We start from the raw sequence: 22,466 nt of genomic DNA on the forward strand, positions 1-22,466 counted from the left end.
GTTCGTTCTCATCCATTACTTTTCTAACAAGCCATGAACCACCTGCAGCCCGTTTCCCTTGCGCCGCCTTCGGCGTTCACCCAACCGCCGTCGCCGCGCGGCTTTCAACCGATCGGAGGCTAAAGCCATGGAAACCATTGGAACCTGGTGGATGTGGGCGGGTTTTGCCGTCTTCGTCGTCGTCGCGATCGGGATCGACCTGCTGGTCATGGAGCGCCAGGGGGCGCACAAGGTGACCACCAAGGAGGCCGTGGGCTGGAGCTTGCTCTGGTTTTCGCTGGCTTTCGTGTTCGTCGGCATTCTGTGGTGGTATCTGAACGGCTCGCAGGGCCGGGAGGTGGCCAACACGGTGTCGATGCAGTTCATCACCGGCTACCTCGTTGAAAAGAGCCTGTCGGTGGACAACATCTTCGTGTTCCTGATGCTGTTCAGTTACTTCGCCGTGCCGGCGGAATACCAAAAGCGCGCGCTGATCGTCGGCATCATCGGCGCGATCGTGCTGCGCACGGTGCTGATCCTGGCCGGCGCCTGGCTGCTGGCCACGTTCCACTGGCTGCTGTATGTGTTCGGCGCGTTCCTCGTCATCACCGGCGTGAAGATGTGGCTGGCCGCAGGCAAGGAGCCCGACATCGCCACCAACCCGGTGCTGAAGTTCCTGCGGGGACGCATGCGCATCGCCGACACCTTCGACGGCGAGAAGCTCACGACGATGATCGGCGGCGTCAAGCACTACACGCCGCTCTTCGTGGTGCTGGTGCTGATCGGCACGACCGACATCATCTTCGCGGTGGACAGCATTCCGGCGATCTTCGCCATCACGAACGACCCGTTCATCGTGCTGACCGCCAACATCTTCGCCATCCTGGGCCTCCGTGCGCTGTACTTCCTGCTGGCCGACCTGGCGAGCCGCTTCCACCTGCTGGCGTATGGCCTGGCGCTGGTGCTGGTGTTCATCGGCGCGAAGATGCTGCTGATCGACCTGTACAAGATCCCGATCGGCTACGCGCTGCTGGTCACCGCGGGCCTGATCGCCGGCTCGGTCGCCGCCTCGCTGTGGACCTCGCGCGGCCAGCCCCGCGAAACGCCCGCCTTGCCCCACGACCCCCGTTAATAACCCCAGGAGAGACTTGCGATGTCCATGGTCGAATCGATTTTGCTGTGCCTGCTGGTGACCCTGGTCATCACCACGTACGTCGGCTGGCGCTCGGGCAACGAGCGCCGCGATGTGGGGCTGCTCGCGGGCCTCACCGCCCTGTGCGGGGTGGGGACCGCGACCGCGCTGGCGGTGTGACGCGGCAAATGCAGCAGTCAGCGGCGGCCTTCGGGCCGCTTTTTTTTGCCCGCGCTGGTTCGGACGCGATCAGGCGGGCGACTTGTACTTGATCGAGCAGCCGTAGGGCTGCGTGGTCGCCGTGGCGATCGGCTTGCCTGCCAAGGCGTCGGCCAGGCCGGCCTTCACGTAGTTGGTGGCCTTCGGAATGTCGGCCGGGCGTGCGGAAGGAATGCTGTCGATGCCGCCGGCGTACACCAGCGTTCCCTTCGGGTCCACGATGTACAGGTGGGGCGTGGTGCGTGCGCCGTAGGCATGGCCGGCGGTGCCTTCTTCGTCCAGCAGCAGGGCGGTGGGCACGGCCTTGCGCTCGGTGAACCAGGCGGCCAGTTGTGCGGGGGCCAGGTAGTCGCTGCTGGCCTTTTCGGTGGAGTTCACCGACAGCCACACCACCCCCTGGTCCACCGCGCCCTTTTGCGTGGCCGGCATGTTGCCGCTGTCGTAATGCTTGCGCACGAAGGGGCAGCCCGGGTTGGTCCACTCCAGCACCACGTGCTTGCCCTTGAAGTCCGACAGCCGCACGGTCTTGCCGGTGGCGTCCTTCAACGCGAAGTCGGGTGCGGGCTGGCCCACGGTGGCTGCTGCCTGGGCAGCGCCCGCGGCGAGGAAAAGGCAGGCGAAGAGGGTCCGTCGAAGCATGGCGTTTCTCCTGTCGAAAGAACGAACGGGGCCGGGGCCCCCGGGGCGGCCCAGTGTCACCGACCCTCCTGCGCATCGCCACCCAAAACCCCCGTGCCGGCAGGGCGATGGCGATCCCGATGAACGAAACGCTTACAGGCCGGCGATGGCCGCGCGCACTTCCTGCACGCCCAGGATTTCCGACAACACCACGGGCGGGCGGCCCGGCGCCTGCAGCACGTACACCGGCACGCCGCTGCGCCCCAGTTGCGCCAGCGCGGCGGTGATGGCGGGATCGCGGCGCGTCCAGTCGGCGCGCAGCAAGGCCACGTTCTTGGCGGCGAAGTCCTTCAGCACGTCTTCGTGGGCCAGGGTGGTTTTCTTGTTGTACTGGCAGGTCACGCACCAGGCGGCGGTGTAGTCCACGAACACCGGCTGGCCCTTGGCCACCAGTTCCTCGGGCAGCCCGGGCTGCCAGGGGCGCCAGCCACCCGCCGTGGCAGCGGCCGCCGCCACCGCCGGGCTGGGCGGGGTTTCAAGCACTTTTGGTGCCCATGCCGTAGTCAAATATGCCAAGAGCGCTATCGAAATAGGAGCAATCGCCCAGCGGGTGCGCCCGGCGAGCGTGAGCGCCCAGACCGCCATGCTGAGCGTGACCAGCAGCGCCAGCAGGGCCGCCGCGCCGTCGATGCCGCTTTGCTGGCCCAGCACCCACACCAGCCACACCACGGTAGCGAACATCGGGAAGGCCATGAACCGGCGCAGCGTGTCCATCCAGGCGCCGGGCCGGGGCAGGGCGCGCGCCACCGCGGGCACCCAGCTGGCGGCCAAATACGGCAGCGCCAGCCCCAGGCCCAGCGCGCCGAACACCGCCAGCGCCTGCGCGGCCGGCAAGGTGGCCGTGAGGCCGAGCGAGGCGCCCATGAACGGCGCGGTGCAGGGCGAGGCCACGGCCACGGCCAGCACGCCGGTCAGGAACGCATCCACCGCCGGGTGGCGGGCCTGCAGGCTGGCCACCGAACTGGGCAGGAAACGCCCGAACTCGAACACGCCCGCCAGATTCAGCCCGATCACGGTGAACAGCGCCGCCAGCAGCGCCACCACGCCGGGCGACTGCAGCTGAAAGCCCCAGCCCACGGCCTCGCCCGCGGCGCGCAGCGCGAGCATGAGCGCGCCCAGCGCCATGAACGACAGCACCACGCCGGCCGTGTAAGCCAGCCCGCCGATGCGATGGGCGCGGCGGTTTTGCGCATGCTGGGCAAAGCCCACCACCTTGATCGCCAGCACCGGGAACACGCAGGGCATGAGGTTGAGGATCAGCCCGCCCAGCAGCGCGCCCGCCAGCGCCGCCAGGAGCGTGCCCAGCGGCGCGGCGGTGACGGGGGGCGCGGCCGGCGCACCCCCGCCCTGGGCCGCGTTGGCGCGCAAGGCCGCCTCCAGTGCAGGCGAGACGCTGGCCATCGCCGCGAGCTGGGGCCAGCCGCCCTCCAGGGGCAACTCGGTGCGCCAGCCCTGGCCGGCATGGGCCAGCACCACGGGCATGGGCGTGGGGCTGGCGCTGCGCTGCGGCGACAGCGGCACGCGCGCCGTCCACACGTCGCCCTGCCAGGCCTGTGTCCAGTCGGCCGCGGTTTCGATCACACCGGTGGTTTCGGGAAAGAACTCCAGCGCCTTGCCGCGCAGCGCGGCGGGCAGCCCGGCCACGGTGAGGGCGATGGCGTCGCCGTCCACGCGGGCGCTGCTGGCCGGGGCGCCCTTGGCGGGCGCCGGCAGCGGCTGGGGGTGCGCCTGCTGCGCCGTGTCGAAGGCCGCGGCGCTCAGCGCCGTGGTGCTGCGGATCGGCAACTGCAGGGTGAAGTCGCCTTCTTCGGGAATGCACTCCTTGCGGCACACCAGCCACGAGGCGCGCAGGTGGAAGGTGGCGGTGCGCGCCAGCGGGCCAGGCGCGAACGCATCGGAGACGGCCATGGGCACCGGCAGCAGCACCGTGCCCTCGTAGCCGTAGTTGGCCAGGTTGCCGATGGGGATCTTGCGCGGGACAGGCCAGGCGATGTCGCCGGCCTCGATGCCTGCGGGCACCTGCCACTCCAGCTGCGTGGGCAGGCCCGAGTCGCCCGAATTCATCCAGTAGGTGTGCCACTCGGGCTGGTGCGTGATCGACAAGCCCAGCCAGAGCGGCTTGCCCGGCGCCACGCCCTCGGGGGCGTGGGCCACCAGTTCGGCCTGCACATGGGGGGTGGTGACGGTGCTACTGCCGCTGCCGGCGCCGGTGGTTTTTGGGGGCAATTGGGCCCCGGCGCCCATGTGGAAAGCGCTGGCAGCTATCAAAAACAGAGCAGGCAGCAAGCGCTGGAGCAGGCGGTGTGACATGTCGCAGGGTGGGAGCCGCAGCCCGGGGTTTGGTTCCTGGGCCAGTGTCAGGCGGCGAAGCCGAGCACCACGCGGCGCGACAGGGCGCCTTTCTTCTCGATCTTGGTCACGACCACGGCGCCGATCTCGCCGGTGTGCGCCACGTGCGTGCCGCCGCAGGGCTGCAGGTCGATCTGCGGCGCACCGGCCTCGCCCGTGCCGCCCACGCGCACGGTGCGCACCTGGCCCGTGCCGCGCGGGGGTTGCACGCTCATGCTCTTGACCAGGGCGGGGTTGGCGTCCAGTTCCGCATCGGTGACGGTGCCCAGGGTGACGGCATGGCCTTCGGCCACCAGCCGCGCGATGCCGGCGGTCAGCGCGTCCTTGTCCAGCGCGCCGTCCATGTGGAAATCGAGCCGCGCATAGTCGGAGGTGATCGAGCAGCCGTTCACGGGCTGCGCCACCAGGTGGCACAGCAGGTGGGTGGTGGTGTGAAAGCGCATCAGCCGGTGGCGGCGCTCCCAGTCGATGCGCGCGGTCACGGCCTCGCCCACTGCCCAGGGCGCTGCCTCGCCCGGTGCCGGCACGTGCACGATGGCGGCCGTGGGCCGGCCTTCGGCGTCCTTGCCCTTGCGCGTGTCGGCAATGGCGACGGTGCTGCCGTCCGCCCGCACCAGCACGCCGCTGTCGCCAGCCTGGCCGCCCCCGAGCGGGTAGAACACGGTACGGTCCAGCACGATGCCGCCGTCCGGCTGCACCGCCACCACGGTGGCCCGGCATTCGCGCAGGTAGGCGTCTTCGCGGAAGAGGTCTTGCGTGGCCAGTGCGGGTGGGTGAGCGGTCGCAGGGGCGGAGCGGTCTTCGGTCGTCATGGCCCGATGGTAACGGCGGCGCCTGCGGGAGCGGCCTCCGTGCGGCGCGCCGTGGGCGTCGCGTGTGCCGGTGTGCACACCGGCGCGGGCGGAAGGCCGCCCACCTCGGCGGGCGTGGCCACCGATTCGCCGGGCGGCAGCATGCGTGCCTGTCGCCAGCGGCCGAACCGGTAGTAGGCGATGGACATCAGCATGGCGCACAGCGCGCTGGCCGGAAAGCTCCACCAGATCGCGTCCGCGCCCAGCACCGGCTGCAGCCCGTAGGCGATCGGCAGGCGGATGCCCCAGAGCGCCAGACCCAGGATGATGAGCGGCGGCACCACCGCGCCCGTGGCCCGCACCACGCCCGACAGCACGAAGGTCACGCCGAAGAACAGGAACGACCCCACCGCGATGTGGTTCAGGTGCCGCGCTGCTTCCAGCGCTGCGCTACCCTGCGGCAAAAAGAGCGACAGCGCCATGCGGTCCAGCAGGATGAGCGGCGCGATCAGCGCGCCCGTGAGCAAAAAGTTGAACAGCGTGCCGCTGCGCGCCACGCCGTCCACCCGGTCCCAGCGGCCCGCTCCCACGTTCTGCGCCGCCATCGACGAGCAGGCGGCGCCGATGGCCATCGCCGGCATCTGCACGTAGGTCCACAGCTGCAGCGCCGCGCCATAGGCCGAGGCCGTGACCACGCCCTGGGCGTTGACCATCCCCATCACCATGAGCATGGCCAGCGAGATCATCACCATCTGCACGCCCATCGGAATGCCCTTGACCACCAGCGCCCGCAGGATGGCGGGGTCGGGCACGAACAGGCGCCACTGCGCGCGGCCGATCCACAGCGGATGGCGCCGGTAGCGCAGCCAGGCCAGCAGCGCCGCGAAGCTCAGGGCGTTGGCCACCAGCGTGGCCATGGCCGAGCCGGCGATCCCCATGCGCGGCAGCGGCCCCAGGCCGAAGATGAGCAGCGGGTTCAGCGCCGTGTCCAGCACCACCACCAGCAGCAGGAACAGAAACGGCGTGCGCGTGTCGCCCGCGCCGCGCAGCACAGCCGAGATAAAGGCGAACAGGTACAGCAGCGGAATCGCCAGGAACAGCGTGCGCAGATACGCCTCGGCCAGCGGCAACGCGTCGGCCGGCGTGCCCATCCAGCCGAGGATTTCGCGCGACAGCGGCAGCCCCACCAGCGCGATGAGCACCGACGTGCCCCCGAAGAACGTGGCGCTGGTGCCCATCACGCGCTGGGCCTGCGCCAGGTTCCTGGCGCCCATGGCCTGCGCCACGAGGATGGTGGCCGCCATGCCCACGCCGAACACGGCACCGATCAGCAGGAAGAGGATGTTGTTGGCATTCGCCGTGGCCGTGAGCGCCGCCTCCCCCAGGTAGCGCCCCACCCAGATGGCGTTGATGGAGCCGTTGAGGGACTGCAGCACATTGCCCGCGAGGATGGGCAATGCGAACACCAGCAGCGTGCGGCCGATGGGGCCTTGGGTCAGGTCGCGCGTGGGGGGCTTTGGCATGCGGCATGGTGCCAGCCGCCAGGGTGGCCCGGCTGTCGGCCGATGCCGGCACCGGCCATCAGAACCCCTGCAGCACGACCTTGCCGATGGTGCGCCCGCTTTCCACCAGCGCGTGCGCCTGGCGCAGGTGGGCCGCGTCGATGCGCCCGCCGTCGGTGGTGAAGGTGCTGCGCAGGCGCCCGGCGTCCAGCAGGCGCGCCACTTCGGCCAGCAGTTCGCCCTGGCGGTACAGGTCGGGCGTGCCGAACAGCGAGCGGGTGAACATCATTTCCCAGTGCAGCGAAATGCTCTTGCGCTTGAGCGGCATCACGTCCAGCGAAGGCATGTCGTCGATCACGGCGATCTGCCCCTGGGGCTGCACGCAGTCCACGTATTGCGCCATGTAGGCCGGCGTGTGGGTAAGAGCCGCCACATGGGCCACCTGCGGCACGCCCAGTGCGGCCAGTTGCGGGGCCAGCGGCTGGCGGTGGTCGATCACGTCGTGCGCGCCCATGTCCAGGCACCACTGGCGCGTCTCGGGGCGCGAGGCGGTGGCGATCACGCGCAGGCCGGTGAGCTGGCGTGCGAGCTGGATCAGGATCGATCCCACCCCGCCCGCGCCGCCTACCACCAGCAGGGACTGCCCTGCCGCGGCGCCGTCGCCGCAGGGAACGCGCAGCCGGTCGAAGAGGATTTCCCACGCCGTGATGGCGGTCAGCGGCATGGCGGCGGCCTGCGCATCGGACAGCGTGGCGGGCGCATGGGCGGCGATGCGCGCATCCACCGTGTGCAGTTCGGCATTGGAGCCGGGGCGGTCGATGGCGCCAGCGTAATACACGCGGTCGCCCACGGCGAACCCCTGCACCGCGCTGCCCAGCGCCTGCACGGTGCCCACGGCGTCCCAGCCCAGCACCTTGGCCGCGCCGCCCTCGGGTGCGGCACTGGCGCGCACCTTGGTGTCCACCGGGTTCACCGACACGGCTTGCACGCGCACCAGCAGGTCGTGGTCTCCCGGCATGGGGGCGGGAAGGTCCAGGTCCACCAGGGCTTCGGGGTGGTCGATGGCTTGGGGGGCGTGGTAGCCGATGGCTTTCATGGGCAACTTTCTTCAAAAAAGGGAAAGGGAAACAGCGATGGCCGCACTGTAGGTTGGCAAAATGGATTTGATAAGCCGGCTTGAATCTCTATCTCTTTCAAATGAAATTTGAAAATATCTCCGACCTGCGCGTGCTGGTGGAAACCGCCCGGGGCGGCAGCCTCACCGCCGCGGCGCGGGTGCTGGAAATCACGCCCGCCGCGGCCAGCGCCATGCTCAAGCGGCTGGAGGCGCAGGTGGGCGCGCGCCTGTTCGAGCGCTCCACCCGCGCCATGCGGCTCACCGACCAGGGGCAGACCCTGCTCGACTACGCGGCGCGGGCGCTCGAGTTGCTGGAGGAGGGCGCCAGCCAGGCGGCCTCGGAGGCCGGGGCGCTGCGCGGCACCGTGCGCGTGGCCGCACCGTCGGACCTGTCGCGCAGCCTGCTGCTGCGGTGGTTCGACGGCTTCCTGCGGCAGCACCCGGGCGTGCACCTGGCCTTGTCGGTGAGCGACCGCGTGCAGGACGTGCGCCGCGACGCGGTGGACGTGGCCCTGCGCTACGGCGCGCTGGCCGATTCGCAACTGGTCGCCCGGCCGCTGTGCATCACCCGGCGCTTGGCCTGCGCTGCGCCGGACTACCTGGCACGGCGGGGCGTGCCGCAGCACCCCGCCGACCTGGCACGGCACGACTGCCTGACCCTGCACATCGCCGGCCGGCGCGAGGTGCGCTGGCATTTCGAGCGGGCGGCCGATGGCGAGGCGGTCTCGGTGGCCGTGGAGGGCGAGCGCAGCGTGGACGACGGCGCCATCGCGCACGAATGGGCGCTGGCGGGCGGCGGCATCGTCTACAAGTCGGCGATCGACGTGCGCGCCCACCTGCGCTCCGGCGCCCTGGTCGCGCTGCTGCCCGACTGGCTTGGCCAGCGCTACGCCCTGCACGCGGTGCTGCCCAGCAACCGCTTCGTGCCGGCGCGGGTGCGGGCGCTGGTCGATCACATCGCGCAGTGCTGCACGGCCCTGGTGGCCGAAGAAGGGATGGCGGCCAAAGAGACCAGGGGGGCCGCGATGCCCGTCCATCCCGGCTGGGTGGCCCTGCCGTGACGCCGCGCGCCCTGCGTTGCGGGGCCGCCCTGCGCGCCTGGCCCCGGCGCCGATAATCCTCCCGCCCATGAATGCGCTGCGCACGCCCTTCCTCACCGCCCGCTGGCTGCTGGCGTGGTTCGCGCTAGCGCTGGGCGTGGCCGCGGTGTCGCCCCTGGTGCACCCGCAGTCGCTGATGGTGGTGTGCAGCGCCGCGGGCGTGTTCCAGCTCGTGGCGCAGGACGATGGCGCCCCGCCCGATGGCGGTGGGCTGCACACGCTCGACTGCGCGCTGTGCCTGCCGGGCGGTGCGCCACCACCGGCACCGCCGATGCGTGTGGCACCGCCGCAGCCGCTGGCCCACGCCGTTCAGCCCGTGGCGGCCGCGCGCATCGCCGCCCTGGTGGGCGCGCCGCTGCCCGCACGTGGGCCGCCGTTCGTTTCGTGATGCCTTGAATCGTGCGCCGCACCCCGGGCTGGGCCCGGGGCGGCGCGTGGGCGAGCGCCTGGGCGCAGCCCTTCGGTTTTCTTTGCCCTCGCCCTGCATCGCCGCGCACCGGCCGATGCGGGAGAGGGCCCACGGACGATGGCCATGAAACGACTTTCCTTTCCCTCGGGCGCTGCGCGCCACACCCTTGCGCTGGCTGCCGCCACGGCCCTCGCGGCCCATGCGCAACCCGCGCCCGGCACTGCGGCCGAACCCATGGCCGATGCCACCCTCACGCTCGGCACCGTGCAGGTGCAGGCCGCCAGCGCGGGCCCGCTGCCCGTGCGCAACGTGTTCAGTTCGGTCGATATCCTGGGTGCCAGCGTGCTGCAGGACCAGCATGTGGACCACGCCTGGGAGTTGCTCGCGCGCGCGCCGGGCGTGCAGGTCACGCCGTTCCGCCAGGGCACCGATGCCGGGCGCTTTTCGATGCGCGGCTTCAACGGCGAAGGCCGCGTGAACGCCGTCAAGCTGCTGATCGACGGCATTCCCTCCAACGACAACGCGGGCGGCATGCCCTACCTCGATGCGGTCTTCCCCATCGACATCGAGGCCATCGAGGTGGTGCGCGGCACCAACGACCCGCGCTATGGCCTGCACAACATCGCAGGCAACGCCAACGTGGTCACGCGCTCGGGCGGCAACGGGGGCCGCGCCATCGCCACGGTCGGCAGCTTCGGCACGCGCGAGGTGCAGGTGGCCAAGGGCATCGAGAGTGGCAACTGGAGCCAGAACTACACGCTGGCCTGGCGCGACTCGGACGGCTACCGGGCGCACGCCGAAGGCACGCAGCGCGCGCTGTCGGGCAAATGGTTCTACACCAGCGACGACGGGCGCTGGCGCACGGGCCTGACCGCGCGCCACTACCGCAACCGCGCGCTCGAATCGGGCTACCTCACGCGCGAGCAGGCCGAGGCCGCGCCGCGCTCGTCCCCCGCCTACGCCAGCGCCGATCGCAGCGAGCGCGAGACCGGCCAGCTCGCCCTGCACATCGACGGCGAACTGGCCGACCGCCTCTCCTGGTCCGCCAAGGCCTATGGCAACCACTATGAGAACCAGCGCTGGGTGCGCTTTTCGCAGGCCGGCGTGCAGCAGGAGCGAGACAACGACGAGACGCACCGGGGCGCCCTGACGTCGCTCACCTGGCGCCCGCGGGTGGACTGGGCGCACGAGTTCACGCTCGAAAGCGGTGTCGATGCCCAGTGGCAGAGCAACGCCGCGCAGCGCTACCGCACCATCGAGCGCGTGCGGACCTCGCCGTTTCGTGACTGGAACTTCGACCTGGACACGCGCGGCGCTTACGTGCAGGCCGTGGTGCGGCCCGTGGCGGCGCTGAAGATCGTGCCCGCGCTGCGCGTGGACCGCATCGGCGGGCATTTCTCCGACGGGCTCGCGGGCACCAACGCACCGGTGCACGACTACGGCACCATCCGCCAGCCCAAGCTCAGCGTGGCCTACGCGCTCACGCCGGACACCAGCGTGTACGGCAACTGGGGCCGCACCTTCCAGATCGGCACGGGCATCGATGCCTATCGCACGCAGTCGCGCAACCTCGATCCATCCATCAACGATGGCTGGGAGGTGGGCGCCAAGTTCCGTCCGCTGCCCTGGCTGGAGGCGCGCGCGGCGCTGTGGCGCCAGCGCGCATCGGGCGAGGTGGCGCGCGTGCTGGGTGTCGATGGCCTGCCCGATCCCGGTGGCCTGGGCAACGTGGGCCGCACGCTGCGCAAGGGCTACGACCTGCAGCTCAACGCGCAACTGCACGCCCGCTGGACCGGCTGGCTGGCCTATTCGCACCAGGTGGCGCGCATCACCACGCCCGACCCGAGCGCGCCGGCCACGGCGGACCGCGAGGTCGAGAACGTGCCGCACCACTTGGCCACGGCTGGCGTCACCTACCGCGCCACCGAGCAATGGGAACTGAGCGCCTCGGCCAGCGCGCAGGGCGACTACTTTCTGGACCGCACCAACACGCAGGGCCGCGCCGGTCGCTATGCGCTGTTGAACCTCGGCGCCACCTGGCACCTCACGCCCGAAATGGATGTGTCGGTGCAGGTGAAGAACGCCACCAACCGCCGCTACGTCTATGCGTGGTACGACAGCGGCTCGTCGGGCTATTCGCCGGGAGATGGCCGCAGCGTGCTGGCCTCGCTCGGCTGGCGGTTCTAGGCGCCGGGCCGGCCGCCCAAGAAAAACGCCCCACGGCCGGTGGGGCGTGGGGCGGCGTTCGGTGGCGCAGGGGGCAGCGGCGTCAGAAGGTTTCCCAGTCGTCCGCGCCTGTGCCGGTGCTCGCCATCGCAGGCTGCCTGGCGGCTTTGGCTGGCGTGGCGGCAGGCATGGCCGACGGCGCCTTGGCGGGTGATGCCTGCAGTTTCCGCGCAGGGGCGGGCATGGCGCGCGGGGCCTTGGTGGCCGGAGCATGCGCCGAGGCCAGCGAGGCGGGCGCCGGCGCGGTTCGGCTTTGCGCCTGCGCGCGGCGGATGACGGCGCTGGAGGCCGATTCTTCGAGCCGGAAGACGCTCACGATCTCCACCAGGCGGGTGGCCTGGTGGTTCAGGCTGTCGGCAGCCGCGGCGGATTCTTCCACCAGCGCTGCGTTCTGCTGCGTCACCTGGTCGAGCTGGTTCACCGCATCGCTCACCTGCGAAATGCCTTGCTCCTGCTCGTGCGTGGCGGCACCGATCTCGCCGATCAGGTCGGCCACGCGGCGGGCCTGCTCGACGATCTCGTTCATGGTGTTGCCGGCCTCGCTCACCAGCGCCGAGCCCTGCTCCACCGTCTGCACGCTCTGGCCGATCAGGGCCTTGATCTCCTTGGCCGCATCGGCGGAGCGGCCCGCCAGGCTGCGCACCTCGCTGGCCACCACGGCAAAGCCGCGGCCCTGTTCGCCGGCACGGGCGGCTTCGACCGCGGCGTTCAGCGCCAGGATGTTGGTCTGGAACGCGATGGAGTCGATCACGCCGATGATGTCGCTGATGCGGCGCGAACTGGCGGTAATGTCTTCCATCGTGCGAACCACGTTGCCCACCACTTCGCCGCCCTTGGTGGCCGTGGCGCTGGCCGAGGTCGCCAGCTGCGAGGCGGTGCGCACGGTGTCGGCGTTCTGCTTGACCGTGGAGGCCATCTCTTCCATCGATGCGGCCGTCTGCTGCAGGTTGGAGGCCTGCTCTTCGGTGCGCTGGCTCAGGTCGGCGTTGCCCGTGGCGATCTGCCCGGCGCCGGTCGCGATGGATTCGCTGCTCTCGCGCACCTGGCTCACGATGCCGCTCAGGCTGGTGCGCATGGCGTTCATGGCCGCCAGCACGCTGTGGGTGTCGCCCTGGCGCAACTGCACGCCGACCGCCAGGTTGCCGTTGGCCACCTGTTGCGCCACCTCGGAGGCATAGGCCGGCTCGCCACCCAGTTGCCCCTTGATCTGCCGGGTGATGGCCCAGGCCACCATGGCGCCCGCGGCGGCGGCGAGCGCAGCCAGCGCCAGCATCAGCGTGCCGGCGGCTGCTGCCGACTTCTCGGACTCGTCGGCCGTGCGCACGGTGGCGCCCTTCTGGTAGTCGATCAGGTCGTCCAGTGCCTTGAAATAGGCAGCTTGCACCGGGCGCACCGGGCCAAGTAGCTGCTCGCGTGCCTGATCGTTCTGGTTGGCCAGGCCCATGTCCACGGCCTTGTTCAAGGCTTCCACATAGGCCGGCCGCGCTTGTCCGATCTGGGCGATCAAGGCTTTTGCCTCGGGGCTGGTCATTTGCTGGCTCAGGTGGCTGAGCAATTCGGCATTGCGTGCCTGGGCCTTGTCGATGCGGCGTTTTTCATCGGTCATCTGTGGAATGTCTTCCAGCAGCGCGATGTTGCGCGCTGCCCGGGCCACGGTGTTGATGCCATCCTTCATCTCTTGAAGCACCAGCAGATTGGCGATGCGCTCATGCGACAGCAGCTTGATGTTGCCGCCGACATGATCGAGCTGGAACCGTCCGAAGGCGGCCACCAGGAAACCGATGGCGATGACGAGCGCGAAACCCGAGCCCAGCAAGGTGCCCAGTTTCATGCGTTGGAAGTAGTTCATGGGAAGCCGCCTTTTTGCTTGAGTCGAATGCCGATTTAGCCGGTGCAATGGGTGTGTGTCAATGTGTAATTTTTATTTGACTTATGTAATCAATTCGTAGGACATCCACTCGCCTGCCGGTGCGCCGATGGCGAGGGGTCTGCTGGATGCGCTGGTCGGGCGGCGACAATCCGAACTTTGGTTCGTGCCCTGCGCTGCCCACGCTTTTCCCGCGCCATTTCCTCACCGCAACCGGCCCATGACCGCTTCCCGTCCCAATCTGATCTTCATCCTTGCCGACGACCTGGGCTATGCCGACCTGGGCTGCACCGGCGCGCGCGACGCCTACAGCGTGCCCGTGGATGTCTCGCCGCGACTGGACGCACTGGCGGCCGGGGGCCTGCGCTGCACGCGGGGCTATTCCAATTCGGCCGTGTGTTCGCCCACGCGGTTCGCGCTGGCCACGGGGCGCTGGCAGTACCGCCTGCGCGGTGCGGCCGAAGAGCCGCTGGCCAGCGTGCACGGCGACAAGGTGCTGGGCCTGCCACCCGGCCACCCCACGCTGCCTTCGCTGCTGCGCGATGCGGGCTACGCCACCGCCCTGGTGGGCAAATGGCACCTGGGCTACCCGCCGCACTTCGGCCCGCGCATGTCCGGCTACGACACGTTCTACGGCTTCCATGCCGGCGGCTCGGATTACTTCGCGCATTGCGACCCGCGCGGCCGCCCGGACTTCTGGGTCAACGAAACCGAGCACACCGAAGACGGCTACCTCACCGACCTGCTCAGCCGCCGTGCGGTGGACTTCGTGCGCGATCAGTCGGCGGACCGCCCCTTTCTGCTCAGCCTGCACTACAGCGCCCCCCACTGGCCCTGGCTCACGCGGGAGGACCGCGCCGAATCCCGGCGCCTCGCCGGCTTCGGCAAGCATGTCGATGGCGGGAGCCTGGAAACCTACCAGCGCATGGTCCACCACATGGACGAGGGCATCGGCTGGGTGCTGGATGCGCTGCAGGAAAAGGGCCTGGCCGAAAACACCCTGATCGTCTTCACCAGCGACAACGGCGGCGAGCGCTACTCCAACAACTGGCCGTTCGTGGGCCAGAAGATGGACCTGCTGGAGGGCGGCATCCGCGTGCCGCTGCTGGCACGCTGGCCCGCCCGCATCGACCCGGGCCGCGTGAGCGACACCCCCAGCCTCACCATGGACTGGACTGCCACCTTCCTCGATGCGGCCGGCGTGGCCGCCCACCCCGACTACCCGCTGGACGGCACCAGCCTGCTGCCGCTGTTCGACGACCCCGCGTGGAACCCGGAGCGCGACCTGTGCTGGCGCATGAAGCACCGCGAGCAGCGCGCGCTGGTGCGCGGCCGCCACAAGTACCTGCAGGTGGACGGCGTGGAATACCTGTTCGATGTGGTGGCCGACCCGCGCGAACGCGCCAACCTGCGCGACCGCGAGCCCGCGCGCCTGGCCGAACTGCGTGCCGCGTGGCAGGCGTGGGATGCAGAGCTGCCCGCGATCCCGCCAGAGGCCAAGGTCTCGCTCGTGTTCACCCGCAACGAACTGCCGCAGGCCACCTTCTGAACCGCCCATGACTTCCGCCCGCACCACGCCCCCGGCTCCAACTTCCCGCTTCTGGGCCGAATGGTCCGCCCGCGACTTCGCGCAGGCGCTGGCCTCGGGCCGGGCGGCGCAAACCGTCGCCGTGCTGCCCGTGGCCGCCATCGAGCAGCACGGACCGCACTTGCCGCTCAGCGTGGATGCCGCGCTGCTGCAAGGCGTGATCGATGCCGCGCTGCCGCAATTGCCGGCCGAGGTGCCGGCGCTGTTCCTGCCGCCGCAGAACGTGGGCCTGAGCACCGAGCACACGGCCTATGCCGGCACCCTCACGCTCAAGCCCGCCACGCTCATCGCGCTGTGGACCGAGCTGGGCGAATGCGTGGCCCGCGCGGGCGTGAAGAAGCTGCTGCTGCTCAACGGCCATGGCGGCCAGGTGAGCGTGATGGACATCGTGGCGCGCGAGTTGCGCCAGCACTGCGGCCTGCTGGTGTACAGCGCCAGCTGGTTCAGCCTGCCGCTGCCCGAAGCCGTGAGCGCGCAGTTCAGCGCCGAGGAACACCGCTTCGGCATCCACGGCGGGGAGATCGAGACATCGATGATGCTGCACCTCGCCCCCGGCACCGTGCACATGGCGCATGCGCAGCATTGGCGCTCCACCTCGCAGGACCGGGCGGAGCGCTACGCCCTCCTGGGCAACGGCAAGAGCGCCAAGATGGGCTGGGCCATGCAGGACTACCACCCGGCCGGCGCGGTCGGCAACGCCGCTGGCGCCACGGCGGAAAAAGGCCAGGCGGTCGTGCAGGCCGCGGCAGCAGGGTTGGTGCAGTTGCTGGGCGAGTTGCACGCGCTGCCGCTGGACACCGTGGTGGAACGCCCGGGGGGCTAGCGCTTTTCGGCGATCACGCCAGCGGCAGCGCAATGCCCGATTCCTCGAAGACCTCGCGCACCACGGACAGCCCGTTGAGCGCCGCGGGAAAGCCCGCGTACACCGCCATCTGCATCACCACCTCCACGATCTCCTGCGGCTGGCAGCCGACATGCAGCGCCGCATGCACATGCACCCGCAACTGGGGCAGGGCATGGCCCAGCGTGCACAGCGCCGCGACGGTCGCCAGTTCACGTTCACGCAAGCCCAGCCCTTCCCGCGCATAGATATCGCCGAAGGGAAACTCCAGCAGGTAGCGTGCGAAGTCGGGGAACGATTTCGCCAGCCCCTCGACCACCGCCAGGCCTGCAGGGCCGTCCACGGCACCCAGCATGCGCCGGCCGCGTTCGTAGCGTTCGGCGCTCATTGGGCACCGCCTTGGCGCCGATGCGGCTGGCGGGGCGGGGTGGGGTGGCCAGTGGCCGGAAGGGGTTGGAGTCGGGTCATGAAAATCCTTGAAGTGGGTGGAATGCGTTCACTCTAGGGATGGCTTGCAGCGTTGGGAATGACGCGATTCGTGATACCTTTTCGGTATGCCAAGCCTTCTCGACTCCCGATCCCTGGCGCTCTTTCTTGCGGTGGCGGACGCGCTCAGCTTCCGGCAAGCGGCCGAAGCCCTGCACCTGTCCCAGCCACCCTTGAGCCGCGCGATCCGCGAGCTGGAGGAACGGCTGGGAACCCGGCTGTTCGACCGCACCACGAAGGGCGTGGGCCTCACCGATGCCGGCCAACGCTTGCTGCCCTATGCGCGCAGCGTGGGGAAGCTGCTGCGCGATGCCGAGGCGGCGGTGGCGTGCCGGGGCGTGCCTCCCGCGCTGCGGCTGGGGCTGACCAGCGCGGTCGAGCCGGCCTGGTTTCGCGGGCTGGCGCAAAGGCTGCAAGCGGCCCAGCCCGGCACGACCGTCACCACCGTGTCGGACACCTCGCCCAGGCTGGTGCGGCAATTGGGCGTTGGCAAGCTGGATGCGGCCTTCGTGGCATTGCCGACGCAGGCCCCAGGGCTCGACGTGCTGGAGCTGGACCGGTTGCCCATGGTGGTCGCGATGCCGTCGTCCCATCCTCTGGCCCAGCGCAGGCAGGTGCGCCTCGGCGATCTGGTGCATGCCCCGGTCTTCTGGTTCGAGCGTGCCCGCCAGCCCGCGTTCTACGACCACTGCCAGCAGGTCTTCGCGCGCCATGGTTTCGCCCCGCCGAAACTGCGGGAGCCGGCGGACCACCACGTTCTGCTGGCCGAGGTGGCCGGTGGGCGCGGCATGGCGCTGCTGCCCCGGTCGTTCACCGCGCTGCGGCGGCCTGGCGTGGTGTACCGCGCGCTGGCCGAGGGCGAAGCCCTGGCGGTCGGTATCGGCCTGGCAACGCGGGAGGGCCGGCAGCCGCTGCGTGAGGTGCTGGTCGCCGCAGCGGGCGTGGTCCCTCAATCGCTTGCCACGCCGCCCCCGGCCCGCGCCAAGGCGCGGCGCGAGGCGCCGGGCGCTACCACCCGGCGCCGCTGAGCGCGGCGCCCAGCGCCGCAAAGCGTGGGCTGGTGGCGGCCCCAGCCGCATGGATCAAAATCCCCGCATGCAAACCCCCACCGTATCCGACGCCCGCACCTACGCCATCACGATGCACGGCACGCAGAGGTATGGAGCGCACCCTTATTCGCACCACCTGGACGCGGTGGCTGCGGTCCTCGCGCCCTTTGGTGAAGAGGCTCAGTTGATCGGCTACCTGCACGACGTGGTGGAAGACACCGAGGCCACCGTGGCCGATGTGCGCGCCCGTTTCGGCGATCGGGTGGCCGATTGCGTGGACCTGCTCACGGACGAGCCCGGCGCGACCCGGAAAGAGCGCAAATCCAGGACCTACGCCAAGCTCGCCCAGGTGACCGGGCCATTGGAGCTGGCGCTGTTGGTGAAGGTGGCGGACCGGCTCTGCAACGTGCGCGCGTGCGTGGCCGACGGCAGCCGCGCGCTCTGGACGGTGTACCAGGGCGAGCACGCCGTTTTCAAGGCATCCGCGTTTCGCCCGGGGCTGTGCGACGCGCTGTGGTCCGAACTGGACGCTCTGCTGGCCGATGGCGCGCTGCCGCAGGGCGCCTGAGTCGGTCGGGTGGTGGCGCCCGGGCGGTCAGCCCGCAGCGCGATCGGCCATGCGGTCCAGGGTTTGCATGGCATCGTCCGACAACGCCAGCGTGGCCGCGGCCAGGTTCTCGCGCAGGTGTGCGACCGAAGACGTGCCCTGAACGCGCGTGCCGCCCGCATCCGGTCAGGCGTGCGTCACCCAGCTCGCGTGTTCTTCGGTGTCCAGGTGCGGCAGCGTGTTGAAGGTCTGCATCATGAGGCGCTTTGGGGCGATGCTGAATTCGGTCACCGCGCTGTTGCGGATGCGCATGTTGAGCGCGATCGTCACCTCGGGCGGCGTGCTCAGCACCTCGCCCACGGCGGTGGAGATCGGCCCGCCGCTGGAGACCAGCAGCACGTGGTGCCCTACGTGGTGGCGGCGCACATGGTCCAGCGCCGCGCGGATGCCGCTGGAAAACGCCACCCAGCTGGGCATCCCCGCCGGGCTGATGGTGCCGCCCATCCACTGCGCCAGCGCGTCGCACAGCAGCCGGAAGTGGTGCCGGTACAGCTCGGGCGTGTCGGGCCGGGGCAGCGGGCCGGGATGGATGGCGGCGATGAGCGCCGCGCTGTCGTACTCGTTCAGGCTGGGCAGGGCCAGCGGCTCGGGCGCGATCTGCAGGCCTTCGGCGATGCCCTCCAGCGTCTGCACGTGCCGGCGCAGCGTGCCGGTGATCACCGCATCGAAGCGCACGTTGCGGGCCCGCCAGTACTCGCCCAGGCGCACGGCCTGCTCGCGCCCGCGCGGGCTCAGCTGGTCGTAGTCATCCGCGCCAAACGAGGCCTGGCCATGGCGCACGAGGTAGAGGGTTCCCATGCCGGCGATTCTGGGCGGGGCCGCGTCGCACCTTTGTCTCTCGGGTGACGATTGCTACTATTTTGATAGCTAAATGCCGGCGATTTCAATGTGCTGGCGGCCATTCCGACACAGGTGTTGCGCAGAATCCGCAGTCGTCCGTCAACGTACCGAGTCCATTCGATCCATCAGGTAACGCAGGTCGAACATCAGCGCCCTGGCCGCCAGGCGGTCGAGGGCCGGAGCGGGCGTGGCACTGCGTTGTGCGGGTGTGCGTGGCAACGCGACCGAGACTTGCGTGTCATCGTCTTCGCCGGCCTTGGCGTCCACGAGATCGCGATGGTGATCGATGCATTCCTTGCGCATCGCCGCTACCGCTGCACGCGCTGTTGGCTTGTTGTTCATTTCCAGCGCGGGAATCAAAACGTCGAACTGGCGGTTTAATCGTGCCAGCGTGTCGGTACTGGCATGACCGTATTTTGGCCAAGTTTGTACATGCGCTTTGATGCGCCGCGCCAGTTCGCCAGCGTTGTACGGATCAGGGATGGGAATGAGGGGGGCTAGAACAGGCACCAGCAGGTAATCCAGTTCCTCGATTTCATCGACCTTCGCTTTCCAGAACGGAGTGTCTGGCAGTCCATCCAGTCCCCAAGGCTCGGCAATGCGCCCCTGCAGATACGTGCGTGCCACGCCGGGTAACTCGGCCCTTGATACTGTAAATCCACTCTGCGAGTGCCCTGGCTCTATTCCATAGGAGTCTGTGTCTTTCAACCCCAAAGTCCAGACAAAGCTGGTCTGCCCTGCTTCTTCGTCAACCCGCAGTCCGGCACTCCAGCCTTTTGGTGCCTTGATAACAGTTTGTTCAAAACTTCTTTTAGCGGTCAATTGATCCCAATACTGTTGGGTCCACTTGTCGTTCTCTGTCCGAGCATTTGACGTTATTGGTGGCAAATTCGGAGTCTCATAAATCATCGGGATACCCCAGATGTGAATAATGCTGATGTTTTGTTTTGCACCTCGTTGATTGCGGACGATGTATTTGTAAAAGAACGGCTTGCCGTTGCCTTTAATGCTTGATTGAATAGTCGGCTGAATGGCTGTGCGTGCCTCGTAGGTTTTTTGAACCCACTGAGAAGATTCAGGAGCTTGAAAGTGGAGTCTCCACACGTTTAGTGACGCATCATAAACCGCGCTGTCTTGAGCATGGGCTTGGTTTGTGCCCAATAGTAGAACCAACAGGGTGAGGCGAATGTACTGAGTGATGTTCATGATTTAATGTTCCGATTTCCAGCAAGCCGTTTGTTTTTCTAGATACACATGAAAGTGTGGGGCATTCACGTAGTGATGAAGAAGTGAAAAAGGAAAATTTACTTTTTTGTTCTTGCAGAACTTATCGTAAAAGTCACTTTGCTTAGATGCAGAAATTGGATTGTTGGCTCGCGCAAATGAAATGTCTATTTCACGACCTTCTCGATGCCCCGCATGTGGCCCGCGCCAGTTGGACGTGATGTCATAGCGGCCACCCCAAAACAGGCTGGCATCGTTCAATGCCACAGTTCCCCAACCTTCAGCGGCAAAAGAGCCAATTAAACCGAGCAGATTTTGCAACGACTGTTGCGTCAAATAGTACTGATTGTGGTGATACCGCCCATTGCCCTGGTGGGTTTTATCCACACTGGTCAATGCATAAACGAAAGTGCCATCTGCATTCTGGGGTGGATTCGGAGAAATGGGCAGCAGGTCTGCCACCTTGACTTGTATCTCTTTGGAAACCGGGCTATTGAAGCAAACGGCGCAAGCGACTTGGATCGTATGAATCCCCGCCACTTCGGGGGCTTTGAAGGTGATTTTGACTTCCCCATTGGCATCCGTGACGCCCTGGGTTGCGCTCAACACGCCCTTGGGGCGGGCCACGTCGTGGTGTTCATGCCCGCCGGAATTGGGGGTGACATCGACCGAAAAGCCGAGCGCCACACCGGACTTGGCGGCGGTGCTATTGGTGACCTTGGCAATCAAGGTGATTTCGGCAGAACCGCCCGTGCCGGCGGGGCGCGTTTCTGATGGTTCTGACAAACCGACCAAGGTTGGAAATTGCTCGTAGTAGCATTTGTTGATGGCGGCCCAATACGGGCCTTCCGTGCCCATTTCCTGGCAGGTGTAGCCCGTGCCAGCAGTGGGCGAAGGACTTAATTGCCCATTCCCGCCAATGGTGCAGGCTTCTTGAACGGAGGGATAACAACTTCTACCATCCGCTCCCCTGCCCCCAACTGTCCAGCCTTGCGCGGTAATCTGCCCCTGCACCGGGGACGCCGCCACTGCCGCTAGTACCAAAGAAAGCGTGTACCTTCGTGAAGAAAGTCGATACATCATTTATTCAAAGTTAACTTTTGGAAAAGTCCCGAAAGTTAACATGACTGGATGTGATTTCACGTTGTTTTTTTACAACGCCGTGGACACTGCTTTTACTGCCGTTTAAAGCAGAAAGATTGGAACGCCGCCTTTGGAAATTCGAATGACGGCGGATTTCCATTGGCCACTTCAGGCCGCATGGCGCATAGCGGCCCAAAAGCAATTGCTATTTTTTAATAGCGATATGCCGCCGTTTTTATTGGTTTGGAGGCTATTTTTTTGAATTTTTGACCATATTCATACCCCTCCAATTCGTGTTGTCCGGTGATTGGAGGGGCGCATGCTTCACAGCACGCCGGCGAACATCGCCGCATCCACGTTGCCGCCGGTGAGCGCCAGCCCCACGGCCAGGCCCGCCAGCGAATCGCGCTCTTGCATCGCGGCGGCGAACGCGGCGGCGCCCGCGCCTTCGGCGACGTTGTGCGTGTCGGTGAACAGGGCTCGCATGGCGGCGGCCACTTCGGCGTCGGTCACTTGCACCACGTGGTCCAGGTGCGGGGCCAGGATGGCGAGCGCGGCCGAGTCCGCCACGCGGCAGGCCATGCCGTCGGCCAGCTGCGTGGTGACGGGCGCCTCGACCACGCGGCCGGCGGCGATGGAGTCGGCATACGTGGTGGCGTGGGCGCTGACCACGCCGACGATGCGCACGCCGTGGCCCAGCGCGCGCTTGGCCGCGATGGCCGAGCAGGCGCCCGACCCCTGGCCGATGGGCACGTAGGCGACCGCCAACTGCGGCACCGCGCGCAGGAATTCCCACCAGTACGTGGCCACGCCGCGCAGCAGGTCGGCATGGAAGCTGGGGACCATGTGCGCGCCGCGGTCGGCCGCCAGTTGGATGGCGTGTTCGCGCGCTTCCTGGAAGTCGTCGCCATGCTCGATCAGGGTGACGCCCAGGGCGCGCATGGCGGCGTTCTTTTCCACCGAGTTGCCGCGCGGCACGACGATGGTGCAGGCCACGCCGTGGCGGCGCGCGGCCCAGCCCATGCTCTGGCCGTGGTTGCCGCGCGTGGCGCTGACCACCTCGCGCGGCAGGGCGCCGCGCCGGGCGAGCTGGTCGAAGTACGTGAGCCCGCCGCGGATCTTGAACGCGCCCACGGGCGTGTGGTTCTCGTGCTTGAGCCAGCACTCGGTGCCCAGGCGCTCGCTCAGCAGTGCCCAGCGGTACTGGGGCGTGGCGGGGAAGTCCGCGTACACCACCTGGGCGGCGGCTTCGATGTCGGCGAGCGTGGGGAGCGCCGACAGGGCGTCCATGGCGGCTGCGGCACGCGGGCCGGCGCTGGCCATGGTGCCGGGAGGGTTCTGCGCGTTCGCCGGGGTGGATGCCAGGGTGGATGCAAAGG

At 68.2% G+C, this 22,466-nt stretch carries 20 protein-coding genes and 1 pseudogene; 9 read left to right on the forward strand and 12 right to left on the reverse strand.

Annotated features, from left to right (window positions below):
* Positions 1 to 127: 127 nt before the first annotated feature.
* Positions 128 to 1,111, forward strand: coding sequence for a TerC family protein (locus M5C98_RS02255; protein WP_272550714.1), 984 nt, complete (start codon positions 128 to 130; stop codon positions 1,109 to 1,111).
* A 21-nt stretch (positions 1,112 to 1,132) separates the two neighbouring features.
* Positions 1,133 to 1,291, forward strand: coding sequence for a hypothetical protein (locus tag M5C98_RS02260; RefSeq protein ID WP_272550715.1), 159 nt, complete (start codon positions 1,133 to 1,135; stop codon positions 1,289 to 1,291).
* Between the two features lie 69 nt (positions 1,292 to 1,360).
* Here the strand turns inward: M5C98_RS02260 and M5C98_RS02265 are convergent, their stop codons facing one another.
* From M5C98_RS02265 to M5C98_RS02285, 5 genes are all read right to left on the reverse strand, one after another.
* A complete protein-coding gene (locus M5C98_RS02265) occupies positions 1,361 to 1,969 on the reverse strand; it encodes a thioredoxin family protein (RefSeq protein ID WP_272550716.1) in 609 nt (202 codons plus the stop codon).
* 132 nt (positions 1,970 to 2,101) lie between these two features.
* On the reverse strand, positions 2,102 to 4,318 hold the full coding sequence (locus M5C98_RS02270; RefSeq protein ID WP_272550717.1) for a protein-disulfide reductase DsbD family protein: 2,217 nt from the start codon (positions 4,316 to 4,318) through the stop codon (positions 2,102 to 2,104).
* Between the two features lie 47 nt (positions 4,319 to 4,365).
* Positions 4,366 to 5,169 (reverse strand): alanyl-tRNA editing protein, encoded by an 804-nt coding sequence (locus M5C98_RS02275; protein ID WP_272550718.1) that lies wholly within the window; start codon positions 5,167 to 5,169, stop codon positions 4,366 to 4,368.
* Complete coding sequence (locus M5C98_RS02280) at positions 5,166 to 6,671, reverse strand: MATE family efflux transporter (RefSeq protein ID WP_272550719.1); 1,506 nt, start codon at positions 6,669 to 6,671, stop codon at positions 5,166 to 5,168. The genes M5C98_RS02275 and M5C98_RS02280 overlap by 4 nt, the downstream gene beginning before the upstream one ends.
* A gap of 58 nt (positions 6,672 to 6,729) precedes the next feature.
* Positions 6,730 to 7,746, reverse strand: a complete 1,017-nt coding sequence (locus M5C98_RS02285; protein ID WP_272550721.1) for a zinc-binding alcohol dehydrogenase family protein — start codon at positions 7,744 to 7,746, stop codon at positions 6,730 to 6,732.
* Between the two features lie 101 nt (positions 7,747 to 7,847).
* On the opposite strand from M5C98_RS02285, the gene M5C98_RS02290 reads away from it, so the two are divergent.
* From M5C98_RS02290 to M5C98_RS02300, 3 genes are all read left to right on the forward strand, one after another.
* A complete protein-coding gene (locus M5C98_RS02290; protein ID WP_272550723.1) occupies positions 7,848 to 8,828 on the forward strand; it encodes a LysR family transcriptional regulator in 981 nt (326 codons plus the stop codon).
* Positions 8,829 to 8,895: 67 nt separating this feature from the next.
* The gene (locus M5C98_RS02295; RefSeq protein WP_272550725.1) at positions 8,896 to 9,255 is read left to right on the forward strand and encodes a DUF2946 domain-containing protein; all 360 of its coding nucleotides are present in this window, start codon (positions 8,896 to 8,898) and stop codon (positions 9,253 to 9,255) included.
* A 138-nt stretch (positions 9,256 to 9,393) separates the two neighbouring features.
* Complete coding sequence (locus M5C98_RS02300; protein ID WP_442867220.1) at positions 9,394 to 11,463, forward strand: TonB-dependent receptor; 2,070 nt, start codon at positions 9,394 to 9,396, stop codon at positions 11,461 to 11,463.
* Between the two features lie 82 nt (positions 11,464 to 11,545).
* Here the strand turns inward: M5C98_RS02300 and M5C98_RS02305 are convergent, their stop codons facing one another.
* A complete protein-coding gene (locus tag M5C98_RS02305) occupies positions 11,546 to 13,351 on the reverse strand; it encodes a methyl-accepting chemotaxis protein (RefSeq protein WP_272550727.1) in 1,806 nt (601 codons plus the stop codon).
* Between the two features lie 238 nt (positions 13,352 to 13,589).
* Here M5C98_RS02305 and M5C98_RS02310 point away from each other — a divergent pair, with 238 nt between their 5' ends.
* Positions 13,590 to 14,918, forward strand: a complete 1,329-nt coding sequence (locus M5C98_RS02310; RefSeq protein ID WP_272550728.1) for a sulfatase family protein — start codon at positions 13,590 to 13,592, stop codon at positions 14,916 to 14,918.
* Between the two features lie 7 nt (positions 14,919 to 14,925).
* On the forward strand, positions 14,926 to 15,780 hold the full coding sequence (locus M5C98_RS02315; RefSeq protein WP_272550729.1) for a creatininase family protein: 855 nt from the start codon (positions 14,926 to 14,928) through the stop codon (positions 15,778 to 15,780).
* A 13-nt stretch (positions 15,781 to 15,793) separates the two neighbouring features.
* Here the strand turns inward: M5C98_RS02315 and M5C98_RS02320 are convergent, their stop codons facing one another.
* Positions 15,794 to 16,186: a carboxymuconolactone decarboxylase family protein gene (locus M5C98_RS02320; protein ID WP_272550730.1), complete on the reverse strand. Its 393-nt coding sequence runs from the start codon at positions 16,184 to 16,186 to the stop codon at positions 15,794 to 15,796.
* A 166-nt stretch (positions 16,187 to 16,352) separates the two neighbouring features.
* Between M5C98_RS02320 and M5C98_RS02325 the strand changes: the two genes are divergently transcribed.
* Both M5C98_RS02325 and M5C98_RS02330 read left to right on the forward strand, forming a co-directional pair.
* Positions 16,353 to 17,312 carry a LysR family transcriptional regulator gene (locus M5C98_RS02325; RefSeq protein WP_272550731.1) on the forward strand — a complete coding sequence of 320 codons (960 nt, stop codon included), beginning with the start codon at positions 16,353 to 16,355 and terminating at the stop codon, positions 17,310 to 17,312.
* Between the two features lie 67 nt (positions 17,313 to 17,379).
* Positions 17,380 to 17,901 carry an HD domain-containing protein gene (locus tag M5C98_RS02330; protein WP_272550732.1) on the forward strand — a complete coding sequence of 174 codons (522 nt, stop codon included), beginning with the start codon at positions 17,380 to 17,382 and terminating at the stop codon, positions 17,899 to 17,901.
* A gap of 27 nt (positions 17,902 to 17,928) precedes the next feature.
* Here M5C98_RS02330 and M5C98_RS02335 read toward each other — a convergent pair.
* The 5 genes and pseudogenes from M5C98_RS02335 to M5C98_RS02355 form a co-directional block, all read right to left on the reverse strand.
* Positions 17,929 to 18,045, reverse strand: a pseudogene (locus M5C98_RS02335) (oxidoreductase); the annotation flags it as partial.
* Between the two features lie 21 nt (positions 18,046 to 18,066).
* The gene (locus M5C98_RS02340) at positions 18,067 to 18,738 is read right to left on the reverse strand and encodes a histidine phosphatase family protein (RefSeq protein ID WP_272550734.1); all 672 of its coding nucleotides are present in this window, start codon (positions 18,736 to 18,738) and stop codon (positions 18,067 to 18,069) included.
* A 141-nt stretch (positions 18,739 to 18,879) separates the two neighbouring features.
* Positions 18,880 to 19,986, reverse strand: a complete 1,107-nt coding sequence (locus M5C98_RS02345) for a hypothetical protein (protein WP_272550735.1) — start codon at positions 19,984 to 19,986, stop codon at positions 18,880 to 18,882.
* 3 nt (positions 19,987 to 19,989) lie between these two features.
* Positions 19,990 to 21,087 carry an Ig-like domain-containing protein gene (locus tag M5C98_RS02350; protein WP_272550736.1) on the reverse strand — a complete coding sequence of 366 codons (1,098 nt, stop codon included), beginning with the start codon at positions 21,085 to 21,087 and terminating at the stop codon, positions 19,990 to 19,992.
* Positions 21,088 to 21,411: 324 nt separating this feature from the next.
* On the reverse strand, positions 21,412 to 22,377 hold the full coding sequence (locus M5C98_RS02355) for a threonine dehydratase (RefSeq protein ID WP_272553114.1): 966 nt from the start codon (positions 22,375 to 22,377) through the stop codon (positions 21,412 to 21,414).
* Positions 22,378 to 22,466: the final 89 nt, after the last annotated feature.

It is taken from the genome of Acidovorax sp. NCPPB 3576 (assembly GCF_028473605.1).
In the GTDB taxonomy this organism is placed as follows: domain Bacteria; phylum Pseudomonadota; class Gammaproteobacteria; order Burkholderiales; family Burkholderiaceae_C; genus Paracidovorax.